This window comes from Cypionkella psychrotolerans (assembly GCF_001294535.1).
Classification (GTDB): Bacteria; Pseudomonadota; Alphaproteobacteria; order Rhodobacterales; family Rhodobacteraceae; genus Cypionkella; species Cypionkella psychrotolerans.
The window spans coordinates 151751-166798 of the sequence record NZ_LGIC01000006.1 but is presented as its reverse complement, the minus strand read 5'-3'; the positions used below and the strand labels follow the sequence as shown (position 1 = coordinate 166798).

The following is a 15048-nucleotide window of genomic DNA, read 5'->3' as shown; positions in this document are numbered from 1 at the left end:
TGCGCTGACGGTTCCAGCCATCGCCACCCCCAAGCGTCCCCGGTTGATGCTGGCCCTTGGGCTGGGCCTCTCACTGGCACTGGCCGCTGGGCCTGCGCATCAGGCGCTGGCGTTTGGCGCGCCGGATAGCTTCGCCGATCTGGCGCAACAGATCAGCCCTTCGGTCGTCAACATCACCACCTCATCGATGGTGGCTTCGGCCACAGATGGCGGGCCGATGGTGCCGCCGGGTTCACCGTTTGAGGATTTCTTCAAAGATTTCATGGACCAGAACGGCCAAGGTGGGAACGAGCCGCAACGCTCGGAGGCCTTGGGTTCGGGTTTTGTGATCTCGGCTGACGGCTATATCGTGACCAACAACCACGTCATTGAGGGCGCGGATGACATTGAGATTGAGTTCTTCTCGGGCAAGAAGCTGAAAGCCAAGCTGGTTGGCACCGATTTGAAAACCGACATCGCGGTGCTGAAGGTTGAAAGCCCCGAGCCGCTGCCGTTTGTGGCCTTTGGCAATTCGGATGCGATGCGGGTCGGTGACTGGGTGATGGCGATGGGCAACCCGCTGGGGCAGGGGTTCTCGGTCTCGGCCGGGATCGTCTCGGCACGCGGGCGCGAGTTGAACGGCGCTTATGACGATTTCATCCAGACCGATGCGGCGATCAACAAGGGCAACTCGGGCGGGCCGCTGTTTAATATGGACGGTCAGGTGATTGGTGTGAACACAGCCATTCTGTCGCCGACGGGTGGCTCGATTGGCATTGGCTTCTCGATGGGCTCCAATGTGGTGTCGCATGTTGTGGATCAGTTGAAGCAGTATGGCGAGACCCGGCGCGGCTGGTTGGGCGTGCGCATCCAAGATGTCACGCCGGATGTGGCCGAAGCGATGGGGCTGACCGAGGCCAAGGGTGCTTTGATCACCGATGTGCCGGAGGGCCCAGCGAAAGCCAGCGGGATGCTGGCGGGCGATGTGATCTTGAGCTTCAACGGCAAGGAAATCACCGATGTGCGCAGCCTGACGCGGACGGTGGCGGATAGCCCGATTGGCGAGGAAGTGCCTGCCGTGGTGCTGCGCGATGGCAAGCAGCAGACCTTGCAGATCAAGCTGGGGCGTCGTGAAACCGATGAGGCCGGCAAGCCTGTACCTGCGGCGCAGAAGGACACTCCGGTAGAGCCGCAAAAGGCCGAAGTGCTGGGGCTGACCTTGGTGCCAGTGGATGATCAGGTGGCCAAGGATCTGAAGCTGCCTGCTGGGGCGACCGGGCTTGCGGTGACGCATGTCGATGGTGCGTCTGAGGCGTCTGAGAAAGGCGTTACGTCGGGAGATGTGATTGTTGAGGCAGGGCAGCAGAAGGTGATCAGCATCAGCGATCTGCAAGACCGTTTGTCCGAGGCGAAAGCGGCGGGGCGCAAGTCGATCCTGCTCTTGGTGCGGCGCGAGGGTGATCCGCGGTTCGTGGCGCTGTCGGTCGAGTAAGCGCTTAGACTTTGCGATGAGGGGCGGCGGGGAAACCTGCCGCCTTTTTATCTGCGCGGCAGCAGCCGGGCTTGGGCGCGTGCGCCTAAGGCAAAACCGGTGCAGGTGATCAAAGCGCAGGTGGCATAGGCAAGGGCTGCGACAGTGAGGATCGTCGGCGGGCTATGGGCCAGCATCCGCGCCGTCTCGGCAGGGTCTTGCCCGATCCAGAGCCGCAGGGCAATGCCGTGCAGCAGGAAGACAATCAGGGCGAGCAGGGCAAGCCACGCGCCATAGGCCAGCATTGGTTTGATCCCGGCGGGTGTTTGGTGGTGAGTGACCCAAGTGCTGCCACAAGACCGCGCGGCGACCAGCAGCGGCAGCACGACGACAAGGGCCGTGCCAAAACTGAGTTGGGCACGGATCATCGCCTCGAACATGGTCAGCAAGGCGATGGTGGCGGCGGCGGTGAGCACCAAGATCAACACGAAGCGCAGCGAGAGCTGGGTCCGCATGGTCTAGCCGATCTCAAACAGCAGCCGGGTGCGGAACGACAGCATCCAATCGGCGCGCTCTATGGCCATGGCGCGGCCGGGGGCAGTTTGCATGGTATCGACCAGTTTCAGCAGTTTGGTCTCAATATGATCGAGCGCATAGGCACGGTCATCGCGTGGACGCTGCAGCGCCATCGGGTCTTCGGCATCAAACAAACCGCCGCCCATAGCCCCCGAAACATGAAACATCCGGGCAATGCCGATGGCGCCCAAAGCCTCCAGCCGATCCGCGTCTTGCAGCACGCGGGCCTCGGTGGTCATCGGGGTGATGGCGGCGGAAAAGCTATGTGCGGCAATGGCGTGGCCGACGGCCGAGAGTTTGGCCTCGGGGAAAGCATCCAAGCGCAGGAAATGGCAGGCGGCCTCGGCAGATAGCGTTGAGGCACGGGCGCGCTCGGGATGGGATTTCGGCAGGTTGACCAGATCGTGGAAGATGCAGGCTGCTAGTAGGATCTCCAGATCACACGGCTCATCCATCGCGATCAATTTGGCGCGCGCCCAGACGCGGCGCAGATGGCCCAGATCATGCGCGCCATCGGCAGGATGCGCAGACCATTGCCGTACTACTTCGGCCTCGTAGCGGGATTGGGTGGCTGAAAGCGTCATATTTTTGAGACATCCGTTGCGATGATGCCAAGCTCTTTGGCGGCGGAAAGCGAAAGTTCTGGGCTGTCGAGGCCACGATCGGCTTGAAATTGCCGGATCGCCTCGGCGGTGGTCGCGTCCATCACGCCCGTCACTGGGGCCATATAGAGCCCGCGCGCTTTCAGCGCACGTTGCAGGGTGGCCACGAAATTCACCGTCATATCCTGCGGGCATGGCGCGCGGAACCAGACCTCTTCATGGTCTTGCAGCAGGCGCTGATGGGTTTTGGTCTGATAGGTGGCGGGCGAGGTCACTTTGCCCAGCGCATCGCGCTGCTCATCAGTAACGACAAGCTGCTCCGTGGTGGTTTCAATCACGGCGGGGGTGGTGTCTTTCGCCCAGCACGCGCCTTCGGTGTGCGGCGGACGCTCACCTTCCTTCAGCCGCACAAGGTCAATGCCAAGATTGCCGACGACGGGAGCGGTCACCGAGACCTGCTGGGTACAGCCAGCCAAAATCACAGCACAGCCAAAAATCAGACGAAAAATCATGCCATGCCCGTATTGTCCCCCGGTTGCTCCGGGTCGTGTTGCGGCGAAGCTTAACCGCAAATTGGGGCTGTGCAAAGCGGCTTGGGGCGAGGGGGGCTACGGGTGATCGGGGGTGGTGACGGAATTGCACCGAACTGTGACGGTGCTGCACTGGCAAATGCCCTGGCTTTGGCCTATGTCGGCGGCAGAGCCGTTGGGCACGAGAAACAGGGAAAGCAGCATGGCGAAAATCGTTTACGTCGAATTTGGTGGCAAGGAACATGTGGTCAATGTCTCGAACGGCCTGACGGTGATGGAAGGTGCGCGTGACAACGGCATTCCGGGCATCGAAGCCGATTGCGGCGGGGCCTGCGCTTGTTCGACCTGCCATGTTTATATCGATCCGGCTTGGGTGGACAAACTGCCGAAGAAGGATGCGATGGAAGAGGATATGCTGGATTTCGCATGGAATCCCGATCCGGTAACGTCGCGTCTGACCTGCCAGATCAAGGTCAGTGATGCGCTGGACGGTTTGCGCGTGCAAATGCCGCAGAAGCAGATCTGAGCATTTGCTCTTTTCAAAATACTCTGGGGGTTTGGGGGCTAGCCCCCAATGAAATTCGTCTTTCTATGAATTTCGTCTTCTGCTCAGAACGGATGCGCCCGACCGTCCCAAGTCTCAAAACATCCGGTTGTCGCCAGCGATAGGGCGGCAAACCGGGCGGCGAGGCCTAGTGCGGATTGGGCTTCGGTGATATCGGCGCTCGCACCACCCATATCGGTCTGCACCCAGCCGGGGTGATAGATGCCCACCGCGATGCCTTGCGATTTCAGATCACTGGCAAGGTTGCGGCCAAGGTTCAGCGCTGCGGCTTTTGACGCACGATAGATATAACTGCCACCGGGGGCCGTGGTGTCCGAGGCCATTTGCGACGAGATGATTGCGATTTTGCCGCTTGCGCGCCGCAAGGCGGGCAGCAGGGATTGGATGGTTAGAAACACGCCGACGACATTGGTGTTAAACCCCTCGGCCCAAAGTTCGGGTGCAAAGCCGTCGTCCAGCCTTTGGCCGCGATCAGGGTAGACCCCGGCATTGCAGATCAAAAGATCAAGCGTCTCAATGCTTTGTCCCAAGGCGCGCTGGCCTGCGGGGTCGGTCACATCCAGCGTTGTCAGCCCCGGCGCAGGCGTGCGGGCGGTGCCGATCACCACCGCACCGGTCGCTTGATAGTGCTGCATCAGGGCGCGACCGATGCCTCGGGTTGCTCCGGTGATCAGGGTGGTCATCAGTTGGCCTTTCGGGGCGGCATGAAGGGCAAGGGGGCCACGGGCACGCCGTCTTCGATCAAAGCGCGGGCCTCGGCGGGTTTGGCCTCACCATAAATCGCGCGCTGGTCGATATCGCCGTCATGCATGCGGCGGGCTTCAGCGGCGAAGTTCAGCCCGACATATTCCGAGTTGGCCTCAACCTGACGGCGCAACTCGGCCATGGCGGCTTCCAGTTCGGTTGCGGGTTCGCTGAGTTTGGGTTTGGCCGGAGCCTCGCCTGCTTTGCGGGCAGGGCGCACGGCGGGGGCCATCAGGGTTTTCTCGACCGCGCTATCGCCGCAGATTGGGCAACTGATCCGCCCCGCACCAAGCAAGCTTTCATAGGCCCCAGCAGACTGAAACCAGCTGTCAAAACTGTGGGCATTGCTGCAACGAAGGGAATAGTGGATCATGCCTTGGCCAAAACGGGAGAGGGTCTTTACCTAAGCAGGCTGCGCCGCTTTTCAAGCCGTTGCAAGCGCTTGCTCGACCATAAGCTCTGGCGGTTCGACAGAGAAATTGGCGCTGAGGCCCATCAGCAACCGACGCAGTTGCGGCTCATTCACCCTGCGGGCGGCTTTTTCGGCGGCAAACCACTTGCGGCGACGCTCTTTGCGCTCGGGAAATTTGTCGACCATTTCGGAGACGCGCAACGCAAACACCTGCACGACACATTCGCAACTGCGGTTGGGGGACAGCAATTTGACGTAGTTGAACTGACCGATCGTGGTCTCGGCAATCTCACCGAGCACCCCGGCTTCTTCCCACGCCTCTTGCTGCGCAGCCTCAGCCGGGGAACGTTTGTCCATCGGCCAGCCCTTGGGGACAACCCAGCGGCCGGTGTCGCGGCTGCTGATCAACAGCACCTCTACCTTGCCACGGTGCATCCGCCAGCAAATCGCGCCATATTGCAACGGCGACGGTATGACCTCGTCCAGAGGCGTTATGGCAAGGGTTTGGTTCATCTGCATCGGCCTTCACTCGTACGTTATAAAGTTGCGGTTCTTCAGAGCCGCATTCAAGAGCATCTATCGCATATTGTTTAAGATTTGCATAGCATTGCAAGGGCTTCCTCAGTCAAAACCTGTTACAAAAGCGTTACAATTCAGTAACGGCAGTCAAAAAGGCGGGAATGGCAGTGACTGCTGCAGTGTTCATCGGATCAGAGATTTATCGCGGGTCCAGCTATGGTGGCGCGCATCCCTTGCGAGTGCCGAGGGTGTCCACTGTGATGGATCTGGCGCGGGCTTTGGGCTGGCTGGAGGGCTGCTATCGGACCAGCCCGCGCGCCAAACCTGCGGCGCTTTTGGCGTTTCACACGGCGGAATATATCGCGGCCTTGCAGGCGGCAGAGGCGGGGGAGATCGACGCGGCGGCAATGGCGCGGCATCACCTTGGCACTCTGTCCAATCCGATCTTTCCGCAGATTTACCGCCGTCCGGCGACGGGCGCAGGTGGGGTGTTGCTGGCGTCGAAATTATTGGCGGGGGGCGGTGCCGTACATGTGCCGGGCGGCGGCACGCATCATGGGCTGCCCGACCGCGCCAATGGCTTTTGCTATCTGAATGATCCCGTGCTGGCGATTGTGGCGTTGCGCCGGATGGGGTTGCGGGTGGCTTATGTTGATCTGGACGCGCATCATTGCGATGGGGTTGAATTTGCCTTTGCGGGCGTGCCCGAGGTGCTGCTGATCTCGGTGCATGAGGACGCGCGTTGGCCATTTACCGGGGCCTTGGGGGTGGCAGCGGGAAATTGCGTCAATCTGCCGGTGCCTGCGCAGTATAACGACAGCGAGGCGCGCATGGTTTTGCAGGAGATGATTTTACCACGTTTGCAATGGTTTGCGCCGCAGGTGATCGTGCTGCAGGCGGGTGCGGATGCGTTGCTGGAGGATCCGTTGTCGCGGCTGGCTTTGTCGAACAATGCCTATGTCGAGGCGCTTCGGGCGATCAAGGGACTGGCGCCTCGGCTGATGTTGCTGGGCGGCGGCGGCTATAATCCGTGGTCGGTGGGGCGGTGCTGGACTTTGCTGTGGGCGGAGTTGTCTGGGCAAGAGGTGCCAGATCGGTTGCCCGAGGCGGCGCAGGCGGTGTTGCGGGCTTTAAATTGGGGCGGCGGGGGGCGGCCTTTGCCTGCGCCCGCGCTGCTGACCACTTTGCGGGACGCGCCGCGCGAAGGGCCGATCAGAGATGAGTTGCGCGCGCGGGTGGCGGTTTTGGCGCGGGCCTAGGCTGGGTTTCGCGCCGCTGGGGCGGGTCAAGTTGCGGTTTGTGCAGCCTTGCGGTAAAGCCGAGCCTACCTCAAGCTGGAGAAACCCGTGTCAGAAAATGTTGTGCCAGCCCCGCGCGTGAAGGTCGCCTGCATCACCACGGTGCGCAATGACCGGATCTTTCTGCGCAAATGGATCGACTATTACGGCGGCAATTTCGGGCGGCAATCGCTGTTTGTGATCATCGACGGCTTGGATGAGACAATCCCGCAAGGCTTTGAGGGCGTGAACTTTCTGCACCTGCGCCACCGCGATTGGGCGGCAGAAATCAGCAACACTCCGATGCGGCGGGTGGTGATGGAGCATAACCGTTCGCGCGCGATTTCCGATCTTGCGCGCACGCTGTGGCGCTATGATTACGATGCGGTGATCGCCACAGATGTCGATGAGTTTCTGGTGGCTGACCCGGCGCGGCACGCCAGTTTGAACGCGTTCATTCAGGGCCATCAGGCGCGGACCTCGACGCTTTCCGGCTTGGGCTTGGATGTGGTGCAGGATTTGAAATCCGAGCCTGCGATTGACCCTGCGCAGCCGTTTCTGGCGCAAAGGCGGGTGGCGGTGGTCTCAAACGCCTATACCAAGCCGGTGTTGGCGTTCAAGCCCGTGACATGGGGCGCGGGTCTGCATCGGGTGAAGCGGCGGAATTTCCACATTCATCCGGACCTGTTCATGTTCCATTTCGGTATGATTGATTATGAGACCGCGATGGGGCGGGCGAATGATCCGAACCTGATCGCGGCGGGTTGGGGCCCGCATATGCAGCGGCGTGAGGTGCTGTTTCGCATGGTCGAGGCGGCGACTCCGGTGGAGGGCGAGCCTTTGTTTGACAGTGCCCGGCGGCGGATGACTTGGGTGCGCAGGCCTTTGGCGTGGAATAAGCCCGCGAAACTGCCGGGGCCTCCGGTGGTGATTATTCCGGAGCGGCTGAGGGCGGTGCTGTGAGCCAGCCGATTGATGCAGTGCTGACATGGGTCGATGGCGAAGACCCCGCCCATGTCGCCAAGCGCCGCGCCTATGATCCGGGGTTTGGAGCGGCGGGCGTGGAGGCGACGCGTTTTGCGAGCCGCGATGAAATCCGGTTTAGTCTGAGCGCTTTGCTGAAGTTTGCGCCGTGGCTGCGCCAAATTCATATCGTCACCGACGGGCAAGTGCCGCGCGTGGTGCAAGAATTGTGGGCTGACCCGGTGATGCGGGAACGGATCAAGATCGTTGACCATAAGGTGATCTATCGCGGGCATGAGGCTTTGTTGCCGATCTTCTCGGGCCGCACGATTGAGACGGCGCTCTATCGCATCCCCGATCTGGCGGAACGGTATATCTACCTGAACGATGATTTCTTCTTGATCCGCGCGGTGCAGCCTGCGGATTTCTTTACCGAAATCGGGCCTGTGCTGCGCGGCCATTGGATGACGCGGGCCTATGGTTTGGTGCCATGGCTGCAGCTGGCGGTGGGGCGGCTGAAAGGCAGGGGCAAGAATTGGCAGCCGGTGGGATTTAAGCTGCAACAGTTGCGCGCGGCGCGGCTGGTCGGGTGGGGTTTGCGGTTTTTCAGCATCGGCCACACTCCGCATCCCTTGCGTCGCTCGACCTTCCAGGGGTTTGAGGCGGCACATCCGGGTGTGATTGAGGCGAATATGGTGCCGCGCTTCCGGCATGGCAGCCAGTTTAACCCGGCGAGTTTGGCCAATCATCTGGAACTCGCAGCGAGAACGGCCACGATTGCCGCTTCCGATAACACCGTCTATTTCCGCGCTGATGTCGACAAACCGCAGCGCGTGCGCGAGAAGATCGCCGAAGCAGAGGCGCGGCAGGATGCTTTGTTCATCTGCGTCAACAGTCTGGATCAGGCATCGCCGCAGGTGCAGGCGGATATTCTGGGCTTCCTACGGGGTCGGATTCTATAGCTCAGGCGGACGCTTGTCGGGCCAATCGGTGGCCAGATGATAGGCTTGGCCCATCGCGAGGATCTTGGCATCCGCGCCAACGGGACCCGCAATCGTCATCCCCATCGGCAGGCCATTGGCGCCAAACCCGACCGGCACGTTCAGCGCGGGCAAGCCGATCAGGCTGACCGGGATCACCACCTCCATCCAGCGGTGATAGGTGTCCATCGCGACGCCATTGATGCTTTGCGGCCAGCGTCCCTCGACCGGGAACGGCCAGACTTGCGCGGTCGGCAGAATAACGGCGTCATATTTGCTGAACAGGCGGGCCATATGGGCGTAGTAGCGGCTGCGGATCGTGCTGGCTTCATACACCGCTTGGGCAGTCAGGCCGCGGCCCTGTTCGATTTCCCAGATGGTTTCGGGTTTCAGTTGCAGGCGCTTGGCGGGATCGTCGTATAGTGGCTTCATGCCGCCTGCGTTCAGCATGGCGCGCAGGGTGGTCCACGCCTGCCACAGCTTCTCAGCCGGGAATGGGGCGGCGATGGCTTCCACCTTGGCACCCTGTTCGGTGAACACCTTCAAAGCCGTCTCACACAGCTCTAAAATCCCCGGCTCGAACTGATAGGCACCACCCCAATCGCCCGCCCAAGCGATGCGTTTGCCTTTCAGGTCGGTGGTAAGATGGCGCGCGAAATCCATGCCCTCACGGCCAAACGGCACTTCCGGGTTAACCCCGGCCTGCACCGTCAGCAGATTTGCCACGTCTTCAACCGTGCGCGCCATCGGGCCTTCGGTGGCCAATGTGGCCAGATGCGTGTCGCCCTCGGCGTCTCCGGGCACGAGACCCCACGTCGGGCGGAAACCGTAGACATTGCAGAACGCCGCCGGGTTACGCAAAGATCCCATCATGTCCGAGCCATCCGCCACTGGCACCATCCGCGCGGCCAGTGCTGCGGCAGCACCGCCCGAAGAACCGCCAGCCGTGACGGCCAGGTCATAGGGATTTCGGGTGACGCCATGCACCGGGTTGAAGGAGTGGCTGCCATGGCCCCATTCCGGCGTGTTGGTTTTACCGATGAAGATCGCGCCCGCGCTGCGCATCCGGGCGGCTAGTAGATCGTCCTTTGCCGGGATGAAATCGGCAAACAGCGGTGAGCCATAGGTGGTGCGCAAGCCCTTGGTGGCGCAGAGATCTTTCACCGCCAGCGGCAGGCCGTGCAGCCAGCCTGCGGGCATGGCATCATCGGCGCGCTTTGCCTCAGCCAGCAATTCATCGCGGTCCCGCAGCGAAATCACCGCGTTCACCTCAGGATTAACCGCTGCGATTTGGTCGAGGTGTGCTGCCATCACTTCAGAGGGGGCCACCTTGCGGGCAGCGATCATCCGCGACAGCTCGGAGGCTGACAACTCATGCAATGCCAATTTGGTCATCCTCTGGCTCAACTACCCCAAGGCGATATGCGGGGGGAGGTTTGGAGGGGGCGGAAAGCCCTCTCCATTCTTGCGCGCAAGCGCTTGAAATAGGAATGCGGGGGTTGTGCACCCCCGCATCACTCTCAGATCACGCGGGTTACTTCTGAAGTTCGGTCCAAATTGCAGTGATATAGTCTTGTGCCTTGCCGGTGCAGGCGGGCAGGAAATGCCCCGCCGCCTGGAACTCGGCTGGGATCAAGATTTCCGGTGCGGTTTTCATGTCTTCTGGCATGAAAGCCTCAGACCCTGTTATGCCGTTGGCATAGCGGGCATAGCTGGAAATCAGCGCGGCATTTTCCGGCAAGCTGATGAAATCAAGGAACTTATAGGCCTCCTCGACGTTCTTTGCGTCTGTCAGCAGCGCCACCTGATCCATCCACTTGATATAGCCCTCTTTCGGGTAACCATATTTCACGTCCGGGTTAGCCAGACGCACGCGGAAGATCGCGCCGTTCCAGTATTCCGACGCCATCACGTCATTGCTTGACATTTTCTCGGTCATGCCATAGTCCATCGAGCCCCATTTCGGCTTGGCCTCCAGCAGCTTGTCGCGGACCTTTTTCATCAGCTCAGCGTCTTCAGAACAGGGCTCGCCGCCCATATACATCGTCGCCAGCGCCAGCACGTCGTTCATCTCGGGCGTCACGTTGACCTTGCCGATCAGTTCGGGCGGCGGATCCAGGAAGATCGCGCTGGTGTTCACATCGCCGGAATAGGCTTTCTGGTTCACCGCCATGCCGGTGGTGCCCCACTGCCACGGAATGGTGAATTTGCGGCCCGGATCGTAAGGCACGTCCATCCATTCCGGCGCGATATTGCTGTGATGCGGTATCTTGGTCAGATCAAGCTCTTGGATCAGGCCCTTTTCGGCGAAAATAGGCACATAGTTGGCCGAAGGCACCACCAGATCGAAGCCCGAAGCGCCGGCCTCAATCTTGGCCAGTGCAGTGTCGTTGCTGTCGTAATCGGTGACCGTCACCTTGATGCCGGTTTCTTTTTCAAACTTCGCCAGCAGTTCGGGGCTGGTGTAATCGCCCCAGTTGAATAGTTGCAATGTGCCTTCAGCCGAGGCCAGCGAGGTGCTGGCGAGCAACAGAAGGGTGGCTGAGAAAAGTTTTTTCGCCACGCTTGTTTTTGTCATTGTCGTCTCCCTTGGTTTCAGTCTCGTGTTATTTCTGCAAATCGGTCCAGATCGCCGTCATGTATTCCAGCGCCTTGCCAGAGCAGGCTGGCATGAAATGCCCCGCCGCTTTGAACTCGGCCGGGATATTGACCTCGGGCGCGGTTGCCATGTCTGCGGGCATGAACTCTTGCGAGCCGGTGATGCCATTGGGGTAGCGCGCGAAGGCCGAGATCAGGGCGGCATTTTCCGGCAGGCTGATGAAGTCGAGGAATTTATAGGCCTCATCGACATTCTGAGCGTCCGTCAAAAGTGCCACCGAGTCCATCCACAAAGGGTAGCCTTCTTTCGGATAACCGTAGACCACATTGGGGTTTTTCAGTCGCGAGCGGAAGGTTTCACCCGACCAGTTCACCGATGCCGCCCAATCGCCATTGGCCATATGTTCGGTGGTGCCGTAATCCATCGAGGTCCAGTATTGCTTGCCGTTCATCAGCGCGTCATGCGCCTTTTTCAGCACGGCGACGTCCTCGGTGCAGGGTTTGCCACCCGCCCACATCACCGCGAGGCCGACGACTTCGTTCATCTCTGGCACGACGTTGATCTTGCCCTTCAGCTCATCTGGCGGGTTCAGGAACAGCTCTGAGGTGTTGGGATCGCCCTTGTAAACCGAGGTATCGACCGAAATCCCGGTGGTGCCCCATTGCCACGGAATCGTATAGTTGCGGCCCTTGTCCCATTCCACATCCATCCATTCCGGCGCGATGTTGCCGTGGTGCGGCAGGCGGGTCAGGTCAAGCTTTTGGATCAGGCCTTTTTCGACATAAATCTGCACGAAATGCGCCGAGGGGACCACAAGGTCAAAACCGCTGCCACCTGCCGAGACTTTCGCAAGTGCTGTGTCATTGCTGTCGTAATCGGTGACGGTGACCTTGATACCGGTCTCTTTTTCAAACTTTTCCAGCAGTTCCGGCGAGGTGTAATCACCCCAGTTGAACAGGTTCAACTGGCCTTCTGCGAGGGCCGGCAGCGCGGTGGTCAGCAGCAAAGTGAGGGCAAGAGCGGACTTTTTCATACGGGGGAGGCTCCGATGGTTGGGGTCAATCGTTTTTGCGGGTTAGCAAGAAGAACGCGGTCAGCAGCACGACGGTCAGCGCCAGCAGCATCGAGGAAATCGCGTTGATTTCAGGGGTCAGCTGACGGCGCATTTGGCCAAGCATGTAGGTCGGCAGGGTATCTTGGCCGCCGGATTTGACGAATTCGGTGATCACCACATCATCAAGGCTGATCACGAAGGCGAGCATCGCACCGGCAATCACGCCGGGCAGCAGCAGGGGCAGGGTGACATGGCGGAAGATCTGCCAAGGCGAGGCGTAAAGGTCGGCGGCTGCGGTTTCCAGCGTCAGATCCATGCCCTCAAGCCGGGCGCGGATCGGCAGATAGGCGAAGGGGATGCAGAAGGCGGCATGGGCGAAGATCACATAGCCAATGCCTTGAATACCCGTCGCCTGCTTGATCATGCCGAAAAAGATCAGCAGGGAAACAGCGGTGACGATTTCCGGCACCATCAGCGGCTGGTTGATCATCACATAGATGAAGGTTTGGCCCTTGAAGGCCTTGCGCCGGGTGGTGCCCAAAGCCGCCATCGTGGCGACGGCGGTGGACATCACGGCGGCAGAAACCGCGATGATCAAAGAGCGCATGGTGGCGTCCTTGACCTGATCATTGTTCCAGGCCTTGGCATACCAATCCAAGGAAAACCCGCCCCAGACCGCAACCGATTGGCTGGCGTTGAAGGAATAGGCCACCAGCGTGAAGATTGGCAGGTAAAGCGCTATGAACACCAGCACGGCGGTGGTGGTGAAGCCGGGCAGTTTGGCGACTGAGAAGGTTTTAGTGGCCATGAGCGGTATCCCGGTTTGCGTATTTCACATAGATCAGCAGGGCGGCTGTCACGATCACCAGCAACGTCAGGGACAGCGCAGCACCCAGTGGCCAGTTGCGGCCCTGACCGAATTGCAAATCAATAAAGTTGCCGATCATCATCTGCTTGCCACCGCCGAGTACGCGGGGAGTTACGTAAGCGCCCAAAGATGGCACGAACACCAGAATCGAGCCCGCGATGATCCCCGGTTTCACAATCGGCAAGATCACCCGGCGCAGCACCTGCATCCGGCTGGCGTAAAGGTCATAGGCTGCTTCCAGCAGTTTCATGTCAAAGCGGTCGATGGCCGCGAACAAGGGCAGCACCATCAGCGGCAGATAGACATAGGCCATGCCTATGAACACGGCGGTATCGGTGTACAGCAGCTGGATCGGCGCCGAGATCACGCCGAGTTTCAGCAGCAGAGTGTTCAGCAGGCCTTCATTGCGGATCACCTCATTGATCGCATAGGTGCGGATCAACAGGTTGGTCCAAAACGGAATGGTGATCAGAAATAACCACAAAGCCCGCGATTTGGCGGGACGGGTGGCGATGAACCAAGCCGTTGGAAAGCCCACCGCGAAGGTCAGCAGTGTGGTCAGCACCGACAGTCTGATCGAGCGCCAGAAGATCGTCACATTGGCATCGGCCAGCCCGTAAGTGTCGTCAAAGATGTCCTTGGTCCACAGGATGCCGCGCCAGCCGTCCAACGAGAACTGCCATTCGACATTGCCGTATTGGCCGGGGGCGAGGAAGGAATACACCGCCACGATCATCAAGGGGCCCACTGCGAACAGCGTCAGGATCACCAGCGCCGGGGTTGAGAGCAGCCAGCCATTGCGGGTGGATTGCGCGGCTTGGGCTTTTTCAGCGGCGCTCATTCAATCCTCCACGATCTGGGCGGCACCGGGGGTAAAGCGCACACCGACCTGTTGGCCCTGTTGCAAGCCAACCTCACCGGTGGCTGGGCTTTGCAGGCGGGCGACCAACTCTGATCCGTCTTGCAGCGCAAGGTAGCAATGGGTGTCGGTGCCAAAATAGACGAGGGTTTTGACGGTGGCGGCGATGGCTCCGGGTTCGGACGCATCGACAAGCCGGACTTGTTCAGGGCGGACGGTTACGGTGACCGGGCCAGAGCGGGCAAGCCCCGGCATCTCGACCACAGCACCGGTGGCCAGACGTGCTGCACCGGGTTCCGCGGTGGCGCTGAGGAAGTTGGTCTCACCGATGAAGCTTGCGACAAAGCGGTTGACCGGGCGGGTATAGATGTCTTTCGGCGCGCCGACCTGCTGCAATTTGCCCGCCGACATCACGCCGACTCGGTCGGACATTGTCAGGGCTTCTTCCTGATCATGCGTCACAAACACAAAGGTGATGCCGGTCTCGGTTTGCAGCCGCTTTAACTCAATCTGCATTTCCTTGCGCAGTTTAAGGTCAAGCGCCGACAGGGGTTCGTCCAGCAGCAGCACTTTCGGCTGCGGTGCCAGCGCGCGGGCGAGGGCAACGCGCTGTTGCTGGCCGCCGGAAAGCTGGCTGGTTTTGCGGTTGGCCATCGACTCTAGTTTGACCAAAGCCAGCATCCGCGCCGTGGTTTCTTTCACCTCGGCGGCGGGGCGGCCCTGCATTTGCAGACCGAAGCCGACGTTCTGCGCCACGGTTAGATGCGGGAACAAAGCGTAGCTTTGAAACACCGTGTTCACCGGGCGCTTGTTTGGAGGCAGGTAGGTGATGTCTTGGCCATCGAGCAGGATGGTGCCGGAGGTCGGCATCTCAAACCCGGCGATCAGGCGCAGAAGGGTGGTTTTGCCGCAGCCGGACGGCCCGAGCAGGGTGAAAAACTCACCCTTGCGGATTTCGACAGACACATCGTTCAGTGCGCGGACGGAGTTATCGCCTTCTCCGAAGGCTTTGACGGCATTGCGGGCCTCGACGGCGTTGGTTTGGCTCAA

17 protein-coding genes are annotated in these 15048 nt (G+C 60.4%); 5 read left to right on the top strand and 12 right to left on the bottom strand.

Annotated features, from left to right (window positions below):
* Window positions 1–46 precede the first annotated feature (46 nt).
* Window positions 47–1471, top strand: coding sequence for a Do family serine endopeptidase (locus tag AKV04_RS01285; RefSeq protein ID WP_235815504.1), 1425 nt, complete (start codon window positions 47–49; stop codon window positions 1469–1471).
* A gap of 47 nt (window positions 1472–1518) precedes the next feature.
* On the opposite strand, the gene AKV04_RS01280 is transcribed toward AKV04_RS01285, so the two are convergent.
* From AKV04_RS01280 to AKV04_RS01270, 3 genes are read right to left on the bottom strand one after another with little or no spacing between them, the layout of a single operon-like run.
* Window positions 1519–1965, bottom strand: coding sequence for a hypothetical protein (locus tag AKV04_RS01280; RefSeq protein ID WP_054004661.1), 447 nt, complete (start codon window positions 1963–1965; stop codon window positions 1519–1521).
* A 3-nt stretch (window positions 1966–1968) separates the two neighbouring features.
* Window positions 1969–2610, bottom strand: coding sequence for an HD domain-containing protein (locus AKV04_RS01275; protein ID WP_054004660.1), 642 nt, complete (start codon window positions 2608–2610; stop codon window positions 1969–1971).
* Window positions 2607–3140, bottom strand: coding sequence for a peptidoglycan-binding domain-containing protein (locus AKV04_RS01270; protein WP_054004659.1), 534 nt, complete (start codon window positions 3138–3140; stop codon window positions 2607–2609). Before AKV04_RS01270 ends, AKV04_RS01275 begins: the two co-directional genes overlap by 4 nt.
* Window positions 3141–3360: 220 nt before the next feature.
* Here AKV04_RS01270 and AKV04_RS01265 point away from each other — a divergent pair, with 220 nt between their 5' ends.
* On the top strand, window positions 3361–3684 hold the full coding sequence (locus AKV04_RS01265; RefSeq protein WP_054004658.1) for a 2Fe-2S iron-sulfur cluster-binding protein: 324 nt from the start codon (window positions 3361–3363) through the stop codon (window positions 3682–3684).
* 83 nt (window positions 3685–3767) lie between these two features.
* Here AKV04_RS01265 and AKV04_RS01260 read toward each other — a convergent pair whose 3' ends face one another.
* Genes AKV04_RS01260 through AKV04_RS01250 form a run of 3 tightly spaced genes read right to left on the bottom strand, consistent with a single transcriptional unit; the run spans window position 3768 to window position 5392 of the window.
* Window positions 3768–4406 carry an SDR family NAD(P)-dependent oxidoreductase gene (locus AKV04_RS01260; RefSeq protein ID WP_054004657.1) on the bottom strand — a complete coding sequence of 213 codons (639 nt, stop codon included), beginning with the start codon at window positions 4404–4406 and terminating at the stop codon, window positions 3768–3770.
* Window positions 4406–4840 carry a DUF1178 family protein gene (locus AKV04_RS01255; protein WP_054004656.1) on the bottom strand — a complete coding sequence of 145 codons (435 nt, stop codon included), beginning with the start codon at window positions 4838–4840 and terminating at the stop codon, window positions 4406–4408. Before AKV04_RS01255 ends, AKV04_RS01260 begins: the two co-directional genes overlap by 1 nt.
* A gap of 51 nt (window positions 4841–4891) precedes the next feature.
* The gene (locus AKV04_RS01250; protein WP_235815498.1) at window positions 4892–5392 is read right to left on the bottom strand and encodes an NUDIX hydrolase; all 501 of its coding nucleotides are present in this window, start codon (window positions 5390–5392) and stop codon (window positions 4892–4894) included.
* A gap of 167 nt (window positions 5393–5559) precedes the next feature.
* Between AKV04_RS01250 and AKV04_RS01245 the strand changes: the two genes are divergently transcribed.
* The 3 genes from AKV04_RS01245 (at window position 5560) to AKV04_RS01235 (ending at window position 8600) form a co-directional block, all read left to right on the top strand.
* Window positions 5560–6657, top strand: coding sequence for an acetoin utilization protein AcuC (locus tag AKV04_RS01245; protein ID WP_054004655.1), 1098 nt, complete (start codon window positions 5560–5562; stop codon window positions 6655–6657).
* An 87-nt stretch (window positions 6658–6744) separates the two neighbouring features.
* Window positions 6745–7638 carry a glycosyltransferase family 2 protein gene (locus AKV04_RS01240; RefSeq protein WP_054004654.1) on the top strand — a complete coding sequence of 298 codons (894 nt, stop codon included), beginning with the start codon at window positions 6745–6747 and terminating at the stop codon, window positions 7636–7638.
* Window positions 7635–8600 (top strand): Stealth CR1 domain-containing protein, encoded by a 966-nt coding sequence (locus AKV04_RS01235; protein ID WP_054004653.1) that lies wholly within the window; start codon window positions 7635–7637, stop codon window positions 8598–8600. Before AKV04_RS01240 ends, AKV04_RS01235 begins: the two co-directional genes overlap by 4 nt.
* Here the strand turns inward: AKV04_RS01235 and AKV04_RS01230 are convergent.
* The 6 genes from AKV04_RS01230 to AKV04_RS01205 form a co-directional block, all read right to left on the bottom strand.
* Window positions 8595–10004 carry an amidase gene (locus AKV04_RS01230; protein ID WP_054004726.1) on the bottom strand — a complete coding sequence of 470 codons (1410 nt, stop codon included), beginning with the start codon at window positions 10002–10004 and terminating at the stop codon, window positions 8595–8597. The two genes, AKV04_RS01235 and AKV04_RS01230, sit on opposite strands and share 6 nt — an antisense overlap.
* A gap of 148 nt (window positions 10005–10152) precedes the next feature.
* Window positions 10153–11196 (bottom strand): extracellular solute-binding protein, encoded by a 1044-nt coding sequence (locus AKV04_RS01225; RefSeq protein WP_054004652.1) that lies wholly within the window; start codon window positions 11194–11196, stop codon window positions 10153–10155.
* A gap of 28 nt (window positions 11197–11224) precedes the next feature.
* The gene (locus AKV04_RS01220; RefSeq protein ID WP_054004651.1) at window positions 11225–12250 is read right to left on the bottom strand and encodes an extracellular solute-binding protein; all 1026 of its coding nucleotides are present in this window, start codon (window positions 12248–12250) and stop codon (window positions 11225–11227) included.
* A 25-nt stretch (window positions 12251–12275) separates the two neighbouring features.
* Window positions 12276–13079, bottom strand: a complete 804-nt coding sequence (locus AKV04_RS01215; protein WP_054004650.1) for an ABC transporter permease — start codon at window positions 13077–13079, stop codon at window positions 12276–12278.
* Complete coding sequence (locus AKV04_RS01210) at window positions 13069–13980, bottom strand: ABC transporter permease (protein ID WP_054004649.1); 912 nt, start codon at window positions 13978–13980, stop codon at window positions 13069–13071. Before AKV04_RS01210 ends, AKV04_RS01215 begins: the two co-directional genes overlap by 11 nt.
* Window positions 13981–15048 (bottom strand): ABC transporter ATP-binding protein, encoded by a 1068-nt coding sequence (locus AKV04_RS01205; protein WP_054004725.1) that lies wholly within the window; start codon window positions 15046–15048, stop codon window positions 13981–13983.

Bases quoted from the DNA above. Each gene is read 5' to 3' on its own strand.
- AKV04_RS01285 (WP_235815504.1), top strand. From the start codon at position 47: ATGCTGGCCCTTGGGCTGGGCCTCTCACTGGCACTGGCCGCTGGGCCT.
- AKV04_RS01280 (WP_054004661.1), bottom strand. From the start codon at position 1,965: ATGCGGACCCAGCTCTCGCTGCGCTTCGTGTTGATCTTGGTGCTCACC.
- AKV04_RS01275 (WP_054004660.1), bottom strand. From the start codon at position 2,610: ATGACGCTTTCAGCCACCCAATCCCGCTACGAGGCCGAAGTAGTACGG.
- AKV04_RS01270 (WP_054004659.1), bottom strand. From the start codon at position 3,140: ATGATTTTTCGTCTGATTTTTGGCTGTGCTGTGATTTTGGCTGGCTGT.
- AKV04_RS01265 (WP_054004658.1), top strand. From the start codon at position 3,361: ATGGCGAAAATCGTTTACGTCGAATTTGGTGGCAAGGAACATGTGGTC.
- AKV04_RS01260 (WP_054004657.1), bottom strand. From the start codon at position 4,406: ATGACCACCCTGATCACCGGAGCAACCCGAGGCATCGGTCGCGCCCTG.
- AKV04_RS01255 (WP_054004656.1), bottom strand. From the start codon at position 4,840: ATGATCCACTATTCCCTTCGTTGCAGCAATGCCCACAGTTTTGACAGC.
- AKV04_RS01250 (WP_235815498.1), bottom strand. From the start codon at position 5,392: ATGAACCAAACCCTTGCCATAACGCCTCTGGACGAGGTCATACCGTCG.
- AKV04_RS01245 (WP_054004655.1), top strand. From the start codon at position 5,560: ATGGCAGTGACTGCTGCAGTGTTCATCGGATCAGAGATTTATCGCGGG.
- AKV04_RS01225 (WP_054004652.1), bottom strand. From the start codon at position 11,196: ATGACAAAAACAAGCGTGGCGAAAAAACTTTTCTCAGCCACCCTTCTG.
- AKV04_RS01220 (WP_054004651.1), bottom strand. From the start codon at position 12,250: ATGAAAAAGTCCGCTCTTGCCCTCACTTTGCTGCTGACCACCGCGCTG.
- AKV04_RS01215 (WP_054004650.1), bottom strand. From the start codon at position 13,079: ATGGCCACTAAAACCTTCTCAGTCGCCAAACTGCCCGGCTTCACCACC.
- AKV04_RS01210 (WP_054004649.1), bottom strand. From the start codon at position 13,980: ATGAGCGCCGCTGAAAAAGCCCAAGCCGCGCAATCCACCCGCAATGGC.